Genomic DNA, 13,434 nt, shown 5'->3' with positions numbered 1-13,434 from the left:
ACGATGCACCCCACGATGCGCCCCACCGTGATCACGGCCGCCGCCCTGCTGGCACTCGCCGCACCCCTCGCCACCGCCTGCAGCAGCTCGCAGGGGAAGACAGCGACCTGCGCCTCCGTCGCCGGCTCCATCGGCGCACACCTCGCCTCCCTGGAGAAGGCCGTCGCCACTTACGGCAACGACCCGCACGACGCGGCCACCGCAATCCGCCAACTCCAGTCCGACATCGACGAGATCGCAGGCAAGACCGGCAACGCCGCGGCCACCAAGGCGATCAACGAACTCAGCACCGGCCTCGACAACGCCAAGGACGACCTCGACAACGGCGTCAAGCCCGACATCAAACCCATCGCGGACGCGGCAGCGGCATTCGCCAAGTCCTGCGTCCCCGGCTCGTCGGCGCAGACCGGATAATCGGCTCCCATGGCACCTACGGCTCCAATGGCTCCCGTGAAGCGACTCGTCCTCGCCACCCGCAACGCCCACAAGATCACCGAGCTCCGCGCGATCCTTACCGACGCCGGACTCGATGTCGACCTCGTCGGCGCCAACGCCTACCCCGATGCACCCGACGTGAAGGAAACCGGCGTCACCTTCGCCGAGAACGCGCTGCTCAAGGCACACGCCCTCGCCCAGGCGACCGGCCTGCCCGCCGTCGCCGACGACTCCGGCCTGTGCGTCGACGTCCTCGGCGGCGCCCCCGGCATCTTCTCGGCCCGCTGGGCCGGCCGCCACGGCGACGACCGCGCCAACCTCGACCTGCTCCTCGCCCAGCTCGCCGACGTCGACGACCCCCACCGCGCGGCCCACTTCGCCTGCGCCGCGGCGCTCGCCCTCCCCAACGGCACCGAACGCGTCGTCGAAGGCCGCCTGGAGGGCACGCTGCGCCACGCCCCGGCGGGCAAGGGCGGTTTCGGCTATGACCCGATCCTCCAGCCGCTCGGCGAGACGCGCACGTGCGCAGAGCTCACCCCGGAGGAGAAGAACGCGATCAGCCACCGGGGGAAGGCGTTCCGGGCGCTGGTGCCGGTGGTGCGGGAGCTGGTGGGGTGACTCGCGCCGAAGGCCCGGCCCGCTGGTGAGCGGGCCGGGCCTTCGTTGTGTGTGCGGCCGGAGGGATTCGAACCCTCAAGCCCGTTGGGGCCACAGGACCTAAACCTGCTGTGTCGCCTTTGCACCACGGCCGCTAGCCCCCGCCTATGGTACCGGGTCGGCGGTCATGGGAATACGAGACAACACTGGCAGTGCCCCTGCCGATCCGCGGCCGGCGGCCGACACCGACCCTGCCTTCTACGGTTGGGACTTGAAGTGTCCCGATCCGCCGGGCACGTTCACGCCGATGACGACGTGCAACACGCGCACTGGTGAGTGGGAGCGGGAGTTCGGGCAGCACGAGGCGAACAATGACCTGCCCTCGATGGAGTTCCTGCGCCTGCCGGACGATCACACGCGACGACCAGTCCGGGTTACCCCACGCCGAAGGCGTATGTCACGGACAACGACTATGCGCTCGGCCGGCTGGTGGACGCCGTTTCCCATGCGAAGTACGTCAGCCCCGTCGGCCCAGCAGGGGGACGACGGCTGATTCGCGGTGCGCCCGCTGGGCTCCGCGCCACGTCAGAAGCGCGGTTCGGGGGTCCGGGCGCTCACCAGTTCCGCCGCCTCCTCCTTCGTCGCGACCGCGGGCGGGGAGCCTTCGAGGGGTTTGCGGGCGGTCTCCTTCATGCAGGCGACGGCGACGATGCCGACCAGCGCTCCGGCCATCGTGTAGAAGGCGGGCATCATGTCGCTGCCCGTGAGGCTGATCAGGGCCGTGATCACCAGCGGTGTAGTGCCGCCGAAGAGGGACGCGGAGAGGTTGTAGCCGATCGACAGGGCGCCGTAGCGGACCTCGGTGGGGAAGAGGGCGGGCAGCGCCGCCGACATGGTGCCGAGAAGGCAGACCAGGGACAGGCCGAGCATCAGCATGCCGGCGCAGACGGCGGGCAGGCTGCCCTGCTTGACCAGCAGGAAGGACGGCACGGACAGCACGAAGAAGCCGGTCATGCCCGCCATCAGCAGTGGTTTGCGGCCGAAGCGGTCGTTGAGGCGGCCGATGTACGTGATGATCAGCATCAGGAGGGCCATGGTGGCCAGCAGGATGACCAGGCCGTGTGTGGTGCTGTATTTCAGCTGGTCGGTGAGGTACGTCGGCATGTACGACAGCAGCATGTAGTCGGTGATGTTGTACGCGGCGACGAGGGCGATGCACAGGACGAGCCGCGGCCACTGCTCGGCGAAGATCCGGCGGAATTCGCCCTTCGTGGCGGTCTCCACGCGCTGGGCCGCTTCGGAGGAGCGCACGGCGTGGGAGCGTACGGCGTTCTCGAACGCCGGGGTCTCGTCCAGTTTCATCCGCAGGTAGAGGCCGATGAGGCCGAGCGGTCCGGCGACGAGGAACGGTACGCGCCAGCCCCAGGAGATCATCGAGGCGTCGCTGAGGACCGAGGTGAGGACGGTGACCAGGCCGGCGGCGCCGATGTAGCCGGCGAGGGTGCCGAATTCCAGGAAGCTGCCGAAGAAGCCGCGCCGCTTGTCGGGGGCGTATTCGGCGATGAACGTGGACGCGCCGCCGTATTCGCCGCCGGTGGAGAAGCCCTGGATGAGGCGGAAGAGGATCAGCAGTGCCGGCGACCAGAAGCCGATCGCCGCGTAGCTGGGGATCAGGCCGATCGAGAAGGTGCCGACGGCCATGAGGATCATGGTGAGTGCGAGCACCTTCTTGCGGCCGATGCGGTCGCCGAGAGGGCCGAAGAACGTGCCGCCGAGGGGGCGTACGAGGAACGCCACGGCGAAGGTCGCGAAGGACGAGAGCAGCTGCACCGTGCCGTTGCCGGACGGGAAGAAGACGTGACCGATCGTGACGGCCAGGTAGCTGTAGATGCCGAAGTCGAACCATTCCATGGCGTTGCCGAGCGCCGCGGCCTTCACGGCGCGCTTGACGGCACGCTCATCGGTCACGGTGATGTCGGTGCGGCGCAGCCGGGGGTTCTTCCGGCGCTGGATGGCCTGGAAGAGCGCTCGGTGGCGGCGGTAGGCGGCCGGGTCGACGTCGGCGTCAGCCAGAGCTCCGGCGTCGCTGTTCGTCACGAAACGGTTCCTCTCGTTCGTCTTCCATGAACCAGAGGAACATCTGCGCGGTTCGTGCCGGACCAAACCAATGTCCCGCACTTGGGGGACTTATGTCACACTCCGAGATCCTTGATGATCTTGGCGACGTGGCCGGTGGCCTTGACGTTGTACAGGGCGCGTTCGACCTTGCCCTGCTCGTCGACGACGACGGTGGAGCGGATGACGCCGGTGACCTGCTTGCCGTACATCGTCTTCTCGCCGAAGGCGCCGTAGGCCTCGAGAACCTGCTTGTCGGGGTCGGCGAGGAGGGTGACCTTCAGGTTTTCCTTGTCGCGGAAGGCGGCGAGCTTCTCCGGCTTGTCGGGGGAGATGCCGATGACGTCGTAGCCGGCGCCGGCGAGGAGGGTCAGGTTGTCGGTGAAGTCGCAGGCCTGCTTGGTGCAGCCGGGGGTGAGGGCGGCGGGGTAGAAGTAGACGATGACCTTGCGGCCCCGGTGGTCGGCGAGCGAGACCTGCTTCCCGTCGGCGTCGGGCAGGGTGAATGCGGGTGCGGTGTCGCCGGGCGTCAGACGCTCGCTCATGGCCGGGGCTCCTTGTCTCGATGTCGTGCCCGTACGGAGTTTACGTCCGGTTTTCGCGTCCGGTCGCGAACGGGGGTGCCGGGCGGGCGGGGTGGGGCGTGGCCTGACAGACTGTCGGCACGGTAACTGGGTTCGACGTGACGGAGGCAGCGCGGTGTCGGATGGCAGGACTCCGGCTCAGATCGAGGCGGACATCGTCCGCCGGCGGCAGGATCTCGCCGCGACGCTGGATGAGATCGGCGTGCGGGTGCACCCGAAGACGATCGCGGACCATGCGACGGCCTCGGTGCGTGAGGCAGTGGACCGGACCGTGGGCCGTGCCTATGTGGCGGTGAACCGGGCGGTGTCGGATGTCCGGTCCGGCCTTGTCGCCGATGACGGCTCCCCGCGGATGGAGCGGATCGTGCCGGTGGCGGTTGCGGCGGTGGCGGTGGTCGTGCTGGTCTCGCGGAGGTCGTCGCGACGCAGGCGCAAGTAGGCGGGCGCAGGCAGGCCGGCAGGATGCCAGGTGCTCGTGTCGGGCGTGCGCCGGGTAACGTCGTGCCCGTGAGCTCGAACTCGAACACGTCCCTTGGCGGTGTCGGCGCCGCCGGTGTGCATGACCACGACAAGCTGCCGATCCGCATGCTGCACGACCGGGTGCTGGTCCGTACCGACAGCCCGGAGGGTGAGCGGCGTTCGTCCGGCGGCATTCTGATCCCTGCGACGGCGGCCGTGGGCCGTCGGCTGGCCTGGGCGGAGGTGGTCGCGGTGGGGCAGAACGTGCGGACCGTGGAGGTCGGCGACCGTGTGCTGTTCGATCCTGCGGAGCGGGCGGAGGTCGAGGTGCGCGGGGTGGCGTATGTGCTGATGCGCGAGCGCGATCTGCATGCCGTGGCGGCCGAGCGGCTGGCCGGGTCGGAGGACTCGACGGGGCTGTATCTGTAGCGGTCTGTGGCGGTCTGCAGCGCCGGCGTGTGAGGGTGGTGGCCCCGGTCACTACCCTTTACCAACCCTTTACTCTTTCTTTGCCTTTTACTTGCGCTTTGCTATGGTCGGTGGCGACCCGACGAGACGCGCCGTACCGGGACCCGCAAAGACGACGCACCCCGTAGAAGCACACATGTCACACATGTCACGGAGGTGCCGTCATGGCCTGGGTCCTGCTGCTCGTCGCCGGTCTGCTCGAGGTCGGCTGGTCGGTGGGACGAAGTACACCGACGGGTTCACCCGGCTGTGGCCGAGTCTGTTCACGGGTGCGGGGATCGTGGCGAGCATGCTGCTGCTGTCGCTCGCGGCGAAGGCCCTGCCGATCGGCACCCCGTACGGGTGTGGGTGGGCATCGGTGCGGCGGGCGCCGCGGTGCTCGGCATGGTGGTCTTCCACGAGCCGGTGACGGCTGCGCGGATCTTCTTCGTCGCCCTGCTGCTCGTGGCCGTCGTCGGGCTGAAGGCCACCTCGGGCCATTGACGTCAGCGACGTCAGCCCAACCGCCGTCAGTCCGTCCACTGGGGCAGGGCTCCGCCGCCGGTCGCGGTGGAGCCCGATGAGCCGCTCATGCCCATGGTCGTGCCGCCCGAGGCGCCCGTGCCCCCGGAGCCCGTACCGCCTGTCGTGCCCGAGGTGCCGCCGCCGGTGCCGCTTGTACCGCCCGCGGAGCCGGTCGAGCCGCCCGTGCTGCCGCCTCCCGTCGTGGCGCCGGTCGAGCCCGCCGTCGCGCCCTGGGTGAAGCCGCCGTTGAGGCCGCCGGTGACCGGGCTCATCGTCGGGCCGCCCGACGACGACGGCGGTGGGCTGGACGGTGGTGAGCTGGACGGCGGCGGCCCTGCGGACGGGGAGCCGCTCGAGGGCGGGAGGCTGCTCGCGGAGGGCGTGGCGGACGGCGAGGGACTCGCCCCGCTCTCCAGCTGCAGGTCGAAGTCGGGGACGGACTGGCCCCGCAGGGCCGCACCGGTGTAGTCGGCCCAGATCTGGGCCGGGGCGCCGCCGCCGTTGACGCGGGCCTGGCCGATGGCGCCGTAGAGCGGCTGCTGCTTGCCGGTGCCGGAGTCCTGGCCCATGACGGCGACGACGGTGACGAGGTTCGGTGTGTAGCCGGCGAACCAGGCGGCCTTGTCGTCCTCGGCGGTACCGGTCTTGCCCGCCGCGGGGACGCCCGCGGCCTGGGCGGCGGTGCCGGTGCCGTCGGAGGCGTTGACGACGTTCTGCAGCATCGAGGTGGTGGTGTCGGCGGCCTGGCGTGGAACGGCCTGGGTGGAGTTCCGGCTCGGCAGGTCGACCGTGTCGCCGCCCTTGATGATCTTGCTGACGAGTGTGTACGGGATGTGCGTGCCGTGGTCGTCGAGGGTGGCATACCCCTGCGCCATGTCGAGCGGGCTGGCGGTGGCGACGCCGAGTGCGATCGAGGGATAGGCGTTCAACCCCGGTGTGGCCGCCGGGATTCCGAGGTCGACGGCGGTGGTCTTCACCTTGGCCGGTCCGACGTCCTCGGCCATCTGCGCATAAACGGCGTTGACCGACTGGTTGGTGGCCTCGCTCACGGTGATGTTCCCGAAGGAGCGGTTGTCCTCGTTGGCGGGGGCGTAGTTGATGGGACCGTTCGGCCCCTGCACCTGGCGGCCGCTGGTGCCGTCGTAGACGGTGTTGGGGGTGATGGGCTGTCCGTCCTGGGTGGTGGAGCCGTTCTGCACGGCGGAGGCGAAGACGAACGGCTTGAACGTCGAGCCGACCTGGTAGTCGCGACGGGTGGCGTTGTCGACGAACTGCTTGGTGTAGTCCACGCCCCCGTACAGCGCCACGACGTCGCCGTTGGTGGGGTCGATGGAGGCGCCGCCGGCGCGGACGTACTCGTCGGTGGGGTTGCCGCTGCTGAGCTTCGAGATCAGCTGGCTCTGGGCGGCGTTGACGAACGCGTCCTCCTTGGGCTTCTGGATCGTCGTGGTGATCCGGTAGCCGCCGGCGGCGAGCGTCTGCTCGTCGATGATCTTGTTGTTGATCAGGTACTGGTCGACTGCCTGGACGATGTAGCCGCGCTGGCCCGAAAGGCCGTTGGACGCCTTGATCCCGCCGGGTTCGGGGAAGGTCATCCGCGCGCGGTCGTCCTGGCTGAGCCAGCCCTCCTTGGCCATGCCGTCGAGCACGTAGTTCCACCGGGCGATCGCGTCGGCGCGGGCCGGCGGGTTGGCGACGACGTCGTAGTAGCTGGGCGCGTTGAGCAGGGCGGCCAGGTAGGCGCCCTGTGCGGTGGTGAGCCTGCTGACGTCGACGCCGTAGTAGGCCTGGGCGGCGGCCTGGATGCCGTAGGCGCCGCGGCCGAAGTAACTGGTGTTCAGATAGCCCTGGAGGATCTGGTCCTTGGTCTGCTCGCGGTCGAGTTTGATCGCGATGAAGAACTCCTCGATCTTGCGCTTGATCGTCTGTTGCTGGTTGAGGTAGTAGTTCTTCACGAACTGCTGGGTGATGGTCGAACCCGACTGCACACCACGACCGTTGACGGTGTTCCAGGCGGCACGGGCCATGGCGAGCGGGTCGACCGCCGACTCGTGGTAGAACTTGCGGTCCTCGGCGGCGAGCACCGCCTCCTGCACAGCGCGCGGGACTTGGCTGAGCGAGACGTTCTCGCGGTTGATGTCGCCCGCGCGGGCGATCTCGGTCGTACCGTCAGCGTAGAGGTAGACGTTGCTCTGGGCGGTCGCCGAGGCGTTGGCGGGCGGGATGTGGACGAGCAGATACCCGGCGATGAACGCGCCGCCGAGCAGGAGCAGAAGAAGCAGCACGGTCCCGAACGTCATGCGCCAGGTGGGGACGAGACGGCGCAGTCCTGTGCGCCGCGGTCGCGGCGCGGCGCCGCCTGCTCGCTCGTCGCTCATATCTGTACGGACTCCTCGGCCGCCGCCAGGGTTGTGCCGGCAATGTCCATGTCCCCGGGACACTGTTGCATCAACCCGAGCGGCGGAGTCGGCCCGTCACTCGTGCGACAGGCCGGTCACGGCCGAACGGATGCGTGCTTCCACCGAAACGGATGAAATCCCCAGGTGGTTCGGTTCCGGACGGTCGCGGAACGGTCGGGGAACGGTCGGGGAACGGTGGCTGTCGGCCGGTGGTTGCCGATGTCAGCTCTACAGGCTCGCGGGGGCGGAGCCGAGCAGGTCCTGCAGATTCACCGCCTGCGCCATCGCCTCGTACCCGGCGTCGGTGGGGTGCAGATGGTCGCCGGAGTCGAAGGCCGGCAGCAGGTGGTCGGGGTGGTGCGGGTCGCGCAGTGCCCGATCGAAGTCGACGACGGCGTCGAAGACCGTGCCCGCTCGGATGGCGGCGTTGACGTCCTCGCGTACGGCGTCGAGGGCGGGCGTGTAGCCGTGCAGCCCTTCGAACGGCGTTATCGTGCCGCCCAGCACCCGGATGCCGTGGGCGTGCGCCTCGCGGGTGAGCTGCCGCAGCCCGTCGATGATCGCCTGCGCGTCGGTCTGGTGCGGCGTTTCGATGATGTCGTTGATGCCGAGTTCGACGATCACGACCTTGACGCCGGCGCGGGAGAGCACGTCGCGCCCGAAGCGGCGCAGGGCGCTCGGCCCGTCCCAGGGGGCGGTGGGGGCGGCGTCGGCGAGGACGCGGTTGCCGCTGATGCCCTCGTCGAGCACGCCCATGCGCGGCAGGTCGGGGCGTTCGCCCAGCCGGGCGGTGAGGAAGTCGGGCCATCGGTGGTCGGCGCCTACGGTGGAGGTGATGCCGTCGGTGATCGAGTCGCCGAACGCGACGACGGTGCCGTGCAGGCCGGGCGTCCACACGTCCACGGCGGTGACGTAGCGCCAGTACGGGCTGGGGATGGTGAACGCCGTGCCGTCGGTGTCGCCCGCGTGGTCGCCGTAGGCAAGGTAGGAGGTTTGGCGGGCGGTGGGGTGGTACGTGACCGGGCCCGAGGTGTACGGGGTGTAGAGGGTGATCAGCAGGTCGGTCGCGGCGGGCACCGCAAGCCGCACCGGGTCGCTGAGCACGCTCCCGCCCGCCGGGATCGTCACCACGGGCAGGCCGGCGAAGCCCAGTGCGGTCAGGCTGCCAGGGGAGGCGGAGGGGCTGCCGGGCGCGGCGGCGCGGGCCAGGGTGACGTGCGTAAGGATCAGCGGTGCGGTGCCGAAGAGGTTCGACAGCTCGATACGGGCGGCGTTCCCGCCGATGCTGGTGTGGACGACGTCGCGGATCGACATCCCCGGACGGCCCTGCGGGGTGCCGGGCTCGGCGGTGGCGGGTGCGGCGGCCCAGGTGCCGGTCCAGGAGCCGGCGGCGGCCGGATCGGCGGTTGCGTGGATCTGAGGGACGGAGCCGGGGCGGCGGAGTCCGCTGCCGAGCGCGCCGGTGCCCATGAGGATCGCGGTGCAGGCGAGGGCGGCCACCGCGACAAGCGCGGTGAGCAGGGCATAACCGGATTTCCGGGTCATGCGGTGCTCTCCTCGGGCAGGCGGAGCGCAAGGCTCCGGCAGGGAGTTTCCATGATCCCATGGAGGGACGGGGAGTGATCGGCGGGACGGCGGTGTCCTCCGCCGTATGGACGCCGGGAACTCCTTGTTCGTTCCAGAGATGGACGCCCGCCGGGCGGACGGGCGCGGACAATCACGGGGTGGAGCGGATGAGCGCGGTGGGACAGGCCGAGGGACGGGCCGCGGCGGGCGGTCCCGTCAGCGGCCCCGGTGGCGGGCGGGCGCCGGGCGCCGGCGTGCCGGGCGGGTTCATGTACAGCCCGGCGGACGAGGAGCGGCGGCGCGGCGTGCGCCGCATGAAGCTGATCGCGACCGGGTTCCTGCTGGTGGCGACGGTGGTGTACGGGCTGGCCAAGTGGGCGGGCGCGGCCGGCGCGGGTGCGTGGGCGGGCTATGTGGCGGCGGCGGCCGAGGCGGGGATGGTCGGCGCGCTGGCGGACTGGTTCGCGGTGACGGCGCTGTTCAAGCGGCCGCTGGGGCTGCCGATCCCGCACACGGCGATCATTCCGACGAAGAAGGACGTGTTCGGGCGGACGCTGGGCGATTTCGTCGGCGAGAACTTCCTCTCCGAGCAGGTCGTGCGGCGTCGGCTGCGGGCCGTGGGGATCGGGGCGCGGCTGGGCAAGTGGCTCGCCGAGCCCGAGCACGCCGACCGGGTGACCGAGCAGGGCATGGCGGTGCTGCGCGGCACGCTGCGAGTGCTGCGGGACTCCGATGTGCAGGCGGTGGTGAGCGAGGCGGTCACCCGGCGCGCGGAGACGCAGGAGATCGGGCCCGGGCTCGGCAAGATGCTGGGGCGGGTGGTCGAGGACGGCGGCCACCGGCGGGTGGTGGATCTGGTGTGCGTGCGCGCGCGCGACTGGCTGATGGAGCACCGTGACTCGGTGATGGACGCGATCGAGGGCGGCGCGCCCGGGTGGACGCCGCGCTTCGTCGACCGGCGGGTGGGCGAGCGGGTCTACAAGGAGCTGCTGCGGTTCGTCACGGAGATGCGCGACATGCCGGAGCATCCTGCGCGCGGCGCGCTGGATCGCTTCCTTGCGGATTTCGCGACGGAGCTGCAGTCCGACCGGGACACCAGGGAGCGCGTGGAGCGCCTGAAGCGGGACGTGCTGGCCCGCGGCGAGGTGCAGGATCTGATCCAGTCGGCATGGAGCGCGGTGCGGTCGATGGTGGTCGCGGCGGCGGAGGACGAGCGCAGCGAGCTGCGGCTGCGGGCGCGGGCGTCGCTGATGTCGCTGGGCGCGCGGATGGGCTCGGACGAGCGGCTGCAGGACAAGGTGGACGCATGGCTCGAGGACGCCGCGACGTATGTGGTCACCACGTACCGGGACGAGATCACCTCGTTGATCACGGAGACGGTGGAGGGCTGGGACGCGGAGCAGACCTCGCGGAAGATCGAGGCGCATGTCGGGCGTGACCTGCAGTTCATCCGGATCAACGGCACCGTGGTGGGCGCGCTGGCCGGGCTGCTGATCTACACGCTCTCGCAGCTGGTGGCCTGAGCCCGGGACCTGAGCCCGGGCGCGTCAGCCATGGTCAGTCCACGATGCGGTAGGTCACCTCGCGGGCCGTCTGCGGCGGCGTATCGGCCGTGTAGGACAGGTGCATCTCGGTGTAGTCCCGCTGCTTGGGGTGGCCGGGCCACGGCTGGACGCGGTCGAGCCGCACGGTCACCGGGTAGGAGTGGAACTTCCCTGCCGCGCAGTACGGCTGACAGTCGTTCACCATGTCGAGGCCGCGGGCGACCGCGGAGCTCGGACCCCACTGCGACCAGTGGAGCGAGACGAGACCGTTGTTGCCGTCACCGCAGGCGATCAGGTAGGTGCTCGGCCGGACCTGCGGATTGGCGAAGCAGTCGAGGACGATCACGCCGGAGCGCGATTGCGCCGCCGGGGACGGGGCAGGAGATGCAGCCGAGGCCGATGCGGAGGCCGGGGCGAGGGCCGTCGCGAGTGCCGTACCCGCACCGATCAGAAGTGCTGTCTTCAGCTTGTGACTGCGCATATCCGCTCCCCGGCCGCTTGCTGGTGTTCGTGTCGTGCTGTTGCTTCTGTGACGACGCTACGACCGCAGTGTGGGATATACCACCCGAATGTGTAACAAATCTGCAACGCGCTTGACGATGGGCGTGACGGTGCGTGGTCCGGTCGCGGGGGCGGGAGCCGGAGGTATGGCCACCTGACGGCATGTCACCTATGGTGCGCGCATGAAGTGGGCCGCTCGGGTGCTGTGGTGGTGCGGCGAGGCCGCGGTGACCTTCGGCGTCGTCGTCCTGCTGCTCGTCGTCCACCAGTTGTGGTGGACCAACGTGCAGGCGCAGGGCTCCGACCGGCGCGCGGTCGCGGCGCTGGAGCGGCAGTGGAACGCCGCTCCAGCCGGGTCCGCCGTGTCGGCCGCATCATCCGCAGCGCCTGCGTCCTCGCCGTCGGCGACGAGGGCGGCGGGCACAGGCAACCGTCAGACATCGGATGTATCGTCGAACAGTTTTGTGGTGAACGCCAGTTGGGGCATGGCCTACGCGATCATCCGTATCCCAGCGATCGGGGTCACCGCGCCGATCGCGGAGGGGACGAGCAAGGCGGCCGTGCTCAACTTCGGCTACGTCGGCCACTATCCGCAGACCGCGGAACCCGGACAGCCCGGCAACTTCGCGCTCGCCGGGCACCGCAACACCCACGGCGAGCCGTTCCGTTACATCAACCGGCTGCGGCCGGGCGACGAGGTCGTGATCGAGACGGCGCACGCCGTCTTCACCTACGTCCTGGACCGGATGGTGCCGCAGACGTCGCCGTCGGACGGGACGGTGATCGATCCCGTGCCCTACAGCGGCGTGCACCCCGAGGACCGCCTCAGCGGGCCCGGCTACTACATCACGCTCACCACCTGCACGCCGGAGTTCACCTCGGAGTTCCGGCTCGTGTGGTGGGGGTATCTGCGGTCGGCCGACGTACGCGGGTAGGCCCGTTGCGTAGTCGGTGGCCAGGTCTACCATCGGATCCGAGGCGCAATCGCGGCCCGAGGGAGGAGGTGTCCCGATGTCCTGCACGATCGGCGCATGCGGCGCGAGTCCGCGGACCGGCTTGCTGCGCGTATACATCGGCGCACTCCTCATGCTGCTCATCGGGCTGCTGCTGACGCAGACGGGGCTGACGAGCGCGGTCGCCGCCGCGGCCACCACTGCCGCCGTCCTGATGCTCGCCGGGATCTTCTCCACCGTGCCCGCGGCCCGGCCGGTATCGCCGGGCCGAATACGCACGGCGATCAAGGACCGGGAGCGGCGCACCGCGTTTCTGGCGCAACGCGACCCCGACGCCTCCGGCCGCCGGCGGCCCCGAGCGCCAGGCCGTCCCCTCGGGACGGCCGCGTAGGCGCTGCGCTGCAGGGAACTGCAGGCGCTCGATCCACCGCACACGTGCGCACAAGTGCGCCCGCGCGGCTCGTCATGCCGAATTCGCATCTCCCGATTCCGGCTCGACGAGACCCGTGGAGGGCTCAACCATGTTCGTTTTCACCCCACTTATCGCTGTCCTGTCCCGCCTCGCCGACGGGCTCCAGCCGCTCTTCGGTGCCTCGGCGACGGCCGCCGCCGTCGTCGTGTTCACCGTGTGCGTGCGACTCGCCCTGCATCCGCTCGCCCGCGCTGCCGCACGCGCAGAGAAGACCCGGGCCCGGCTGGCGCCGCGTGTCGCGCAGCTCAGCGCGCAGCACAAGGGGGACCGGCAGCGGCTGCAGCGGGCGATGACGGAGCTGTATGCGAAGGAGGGGGTGTCGCCGCTCGCCGGATGCCTGCCGATGCTGCTGCAGACGCCGTTCTTCTTCGTCATGAACCGCCTGTTCTGGTCCGGGGGCGGAGGGCTCCTCGACCACCGCACACTGTTCGGGGCGCCGCTGGACGGGCGCTGGCTCACCGTCGTCAGGCACGGAGGAGTGTTCGGGCCGCACGGGCTCGTCTTCCTCGCCCTGTTCGCGGTCCTCGCTGCGGTCGCCACCTGGACGTACCGGCGGACCCGGAGGACGACGGCGGGGCTTACGGCACCCGGTGCAGCCGGGCCGGCCAGGATCGTGCTGCTGATGCCCTTCGCGACGCTGGCGACGGCGGCCGTCGTGCCGCTCGCTGCAGGGCTCTACCTGGTCACCACGACCACCTGGACGGCCGTGGAGCGGGCCTTCCTGCACCGTGAGCCGAAGATGGCACTCGATGCCGCCGAGTCCACTGGGTGAGCGGGGCTTGCGCGACCGTCATCGGGGATTGGAGGATCAGCCAAGTGATCCGATGACCGGACGCG

13 protein-coding genes, 1 tRNA gene, 1 pseudogene and 1 riboswitch are annotated in these 13,434 nt (G+C 70.2%); of the genes and pseudogenes, 9 read left to right on the top strand and 6 right to left on the bottom strand.

Features of this window, described 5'->3' with window-relative positions; genetic code table 11:
* The first annotated feature begins 3 nt into the window (after positions 1-3).
* Positions 4-414 carry a hypothetical protein gene (locus NGB36_RS25425; protein WP_255922817.1) on the top strand — a complete coding sequence of 137 codons (411 nt, stop codon included), beginning with the start codon at positions 4-6 and terminating at the stop codon, positions 412-414.
* 36 nt (positions 415-450) lie between these two features.
* Positions 451-1,053, top strand: a complete 603-nt coding sequence (gene rdgB, locus NGB36_RS25420; protein WP_255922816.1) for an RdgB/HAM1 family non-canonical purine NTP pyrophosphatase — start codon at positions 451-453, stop codon at positions 1,051-1,053.
* A gap of 52 nt (positions 1,054-1,105) precedes the next feature.
* Here rdgB and NGB36_RS25415 read toward each other — a convergent pair.
* The 3 genes from NGB36_RS25415 to bcp all read right to left on the bottom strand — a co-directional run bounded on the left by NGB36_RS25415 (position 1,106) and on the right by bcp (position 3,692).
* Positions 1,106-1,187, bottom strand: a tRNA-Leu gene (locus NGB36_RS25415).
* Positions 1,188-1,617: 430 nt separating this feature from the next.
* Positions 1,618-3,129, bottom strand: a complete 1,512-nt coding sequence (gene proP, locus NGB36_RS25410) for a glycine betaine/L-proline transporter ProP (RefSeq protein ID WP_255922815.1) — start codon at positions 3,127-3,129, stop codon at positions 1,618-1,620.
* Positions 3,130-3,224: 95 nt separating this feature from the next.
* On the bottom strand, positions 3,225-3,692 hold the full coding sequence (bcp, locus tag NGB36_RS25405) for a thioredoxin-dependent thiol peroxidase (protein ID WP_255922814.1): 468 nt from the start codon (positions 3,690-3,692) through the stop codon (positions 3,225-3,227).
* A gap of 154 nt (positions 3,693-3,846) precedes the next feature.
* Between bcp and NGB36_RS25400 the strand changes: the two genes are divergently transcribed.
* The 3 genes and pseudogenes from NGB36_RS25400 (at position 3,847) to NGB36_RS25390 (ending at position 5,141) form a co-directional block, all read left to right on the top strand.
* On the top strand, positions 3,847-4,170 hold the full coding sequence (locus NGB36_RS25400) for a DUF3618 domain-containing protein (protein ID WP_255922813.1): 324 nt from the start codon (positions 3,847-3,849) through the stop codon (positions 4,168-4,170).
* A 146-nt stretch (positions 4,171-4,316) separates the two neighbouring features.
* Positions 4,317-4,619, top strand: a complete 303-nt coding sequence (locus NGB36_RS25395) for a GroES family chaperonin (protein ID WP_255922878.1) — start codon at positions 4,317-4,319, stop codon at positions 4,617-4,619.
* 95 nt (positions 4,620-4,714) lie between these two features.
* Positions 4,715-4,780: riboswitch (guanidine-III (ykkC-III) riboswitch) on the top strand.
* 42 nt (positions 4,781-4,822) lie between these two features.
* Positions 4,823-5,141 (top strand): annotated as a pseudogene (locus NGB36_RS25390) (DMT family transporter).
* A 26-nt stretch (positions 5,142-5,167) separates the two neighbouring features.
* Here NGB36_RS25390 and NGB36_RS25385 read toward each other — a convergent pair.
* Both NGB36_RS25385 and NGB36_RS25380 read right to left on the bottom strand, forming a co-directional pair.
* A complete protein-coding gene (locus NGB36_RS25385) occupies positions 5,168-7,540 on the bottom strand; it encodes a transglycosylase domain-containing protein (RefSeq protein ID WP_255922812.1) in 2,373 nt (790 codons plus the stop codon).
* A 249-nt stretch (positions 7,541-7,789) separates the two neighbouring features.
* Entirely contained in the window at positions 7,790-9,106 is a 1,317-nt protein-coding gene (locus NGB36_RS25380; protein WP_255922811.1) for an SGNH/GDSL hydrolase family protein, read from the bottom strand.
* 188 nt (positions 9,107-9,294) lie between these two features.
* Between NGB36_RS25380 and NGB36_RS25375 the strand changes: the two genes are divergently transcribed.
* Entirely contained in the window at positions 9,295-10,650 is a 1,356-nt protein-coding gene (locus NGB36_RS25375) for a DUF445 domain-containing protein (protein WP_255922810.1), read from the top strand.
* 34 nt (positions 10,651-10,684) lie between these two features.
* Here the strand turns inward: NGB36_RS25375 and NGB36_RS25370 are convergent, their stop codons facing one another.
* On the bottom strand, positions 10,685-11,152 hold the full coding sequence (locus NGB36_RS25370; protein WP_255922809.1) for a hypothetical protein: 468 nt from the start codon (positions 11,150-11,152) through the stop codon (positions 10,685-10,687).
* 202 nt (positions 11,153-11,354) lie between these two features.
* Between NGB36_RS25370 and NGB36_RS25365 the strand changes: the two genes are divergently transcribed.
* The 3 genes from NGB36_RS25365 to NGB36_RS25355 all read left to right on the top strand — a co-directional run bounded on the left by NGB36_RS25365 (position 11,355) and on the right by NGB36_RS25355 (position 13,369).
* Positions 11,355-12,107: a class E sortase gene (locus NGB36_RS25365; protein WP_255922808.1), complete on the top strand. Its 753-nt coding sequence runs from the start codon at positions 11,355-11,357 to the stop codon at positions 12,105-12,107.
* 76 nt (positions 12,108-12,183) lie between these two features.
* Complete coding sequence (locus NGB36_RS25360; RefSeq protein ID WP_255922807.1) at positions 12,184-12,516, top strand: DUF6412 domain-containing protein; 333 nt, start codon at positions 12,184-12,186, stop codon at positions 12,514-12,516.
* A gap of 130 nt (positions 12,517-12,646) precedes the next feature.
* On the top strand, positions 12,647-13,369 hold the full coding sequence (locus tag NGB36_RS25355; protein ID WP_255922806.1) for a YidC/Oxa1 family membrane protein insertase: 723 nt from the start codon (positions 12,647-12,649) through the stop codon (positions 13,367-13,369).
* The last annotated feature ends 65 nt before the right edge of the window (positions 13,370-13,434 follow it).

It is taken from the genome of Streptomyces humicola (assembly GCF_024436035.1).
In the GTDB taxonomy this organism is placed as follows: domain Bacteria; phylum Actinomycetota; class Actinomycetes; order Streptomycetales; family Streptomycetaceae; genus Streptantibioticus_B; species Streptantibioticus_B humicola.
This window is presented reverse-complemented; position numbering and strand designations above follow the sequence as displayed.

Excerpts from the sequence above, each read along its gene's own strand:
- NGB36_RS25380 (WP_255922811.1), bottom strand. The coding sequence starts at position 9,106 with ATGACCCGGAAATCCGGTTATGCCCTGCTCACCGCGCTTGTCGCGGTG.
- NGB36_RS25375 (WP_255922810.1), top strand. The coding sequence starts at position 9,295 with ATGAGCGCGGTGGGACAGGCCGAGGGACGGGCCGCGGCGGGCGGTCCC.
- bcp (WP_255922814.1), bottom strand. The coding sequence starts at position 3,692 with ATGAGCGAGCGTCTGACGCCCGGCGACACCGCACCCGCATTCACCCTG.
- NGB36_RS25425 (WP_255922817.1), top strand. The coding sequence starts at position 4 with ATGCACCCCACGATGCGCCCCACCGTGATCACGGCCGCCGCCCTGCTG.
- NGB36_RS25370 (WP_255922809.1), bottom strand. The coding sequence starts at position 11,152 with ATGCGCAGTCACAAGCTGAAGACAGCACTTCTGATCGGTGCGGGTACG.
- NGB36_RS25365 (WP_255922808.1), top strand. The coding sequence starts at position 11,355 with ATGAAGTGGGCCGCTCGGGTGCTGTGGTGGTGCGGCGAGGCCGCGGTG.
- NGB36_RS25355 (WP_255922806.1), top strand. The coding sequence starts at position 12,647 with ATGTTCGTTTTCACCCCACTTATCGCTGTCCTGTCCCGCCTCGCCGAC.
- NGB36_RS25385 (WP_255922812.1), bottom strand. The coding sequence starts at position 7,540 with ATGAGCGACGAGCGAGCAGGCGGCGCCGCGCCGCGACCGCGGCGCACA.
- NGB36_RS25360 (WP_255922807.1), top strand. The coding sequence starts at position 12,184 with ATGTCCTGCACGATCGGCGCATGCGGCGCGAGTCCGCGGACCGGCTTG.
- NGB36_RS25395 (WP_255922878.1), top strand. The coding sequence starts at position 4,317 with ATGCTGCACGACCGGGTGCTGGTCCGTACCGACAGCCCGGAGGGTGAG.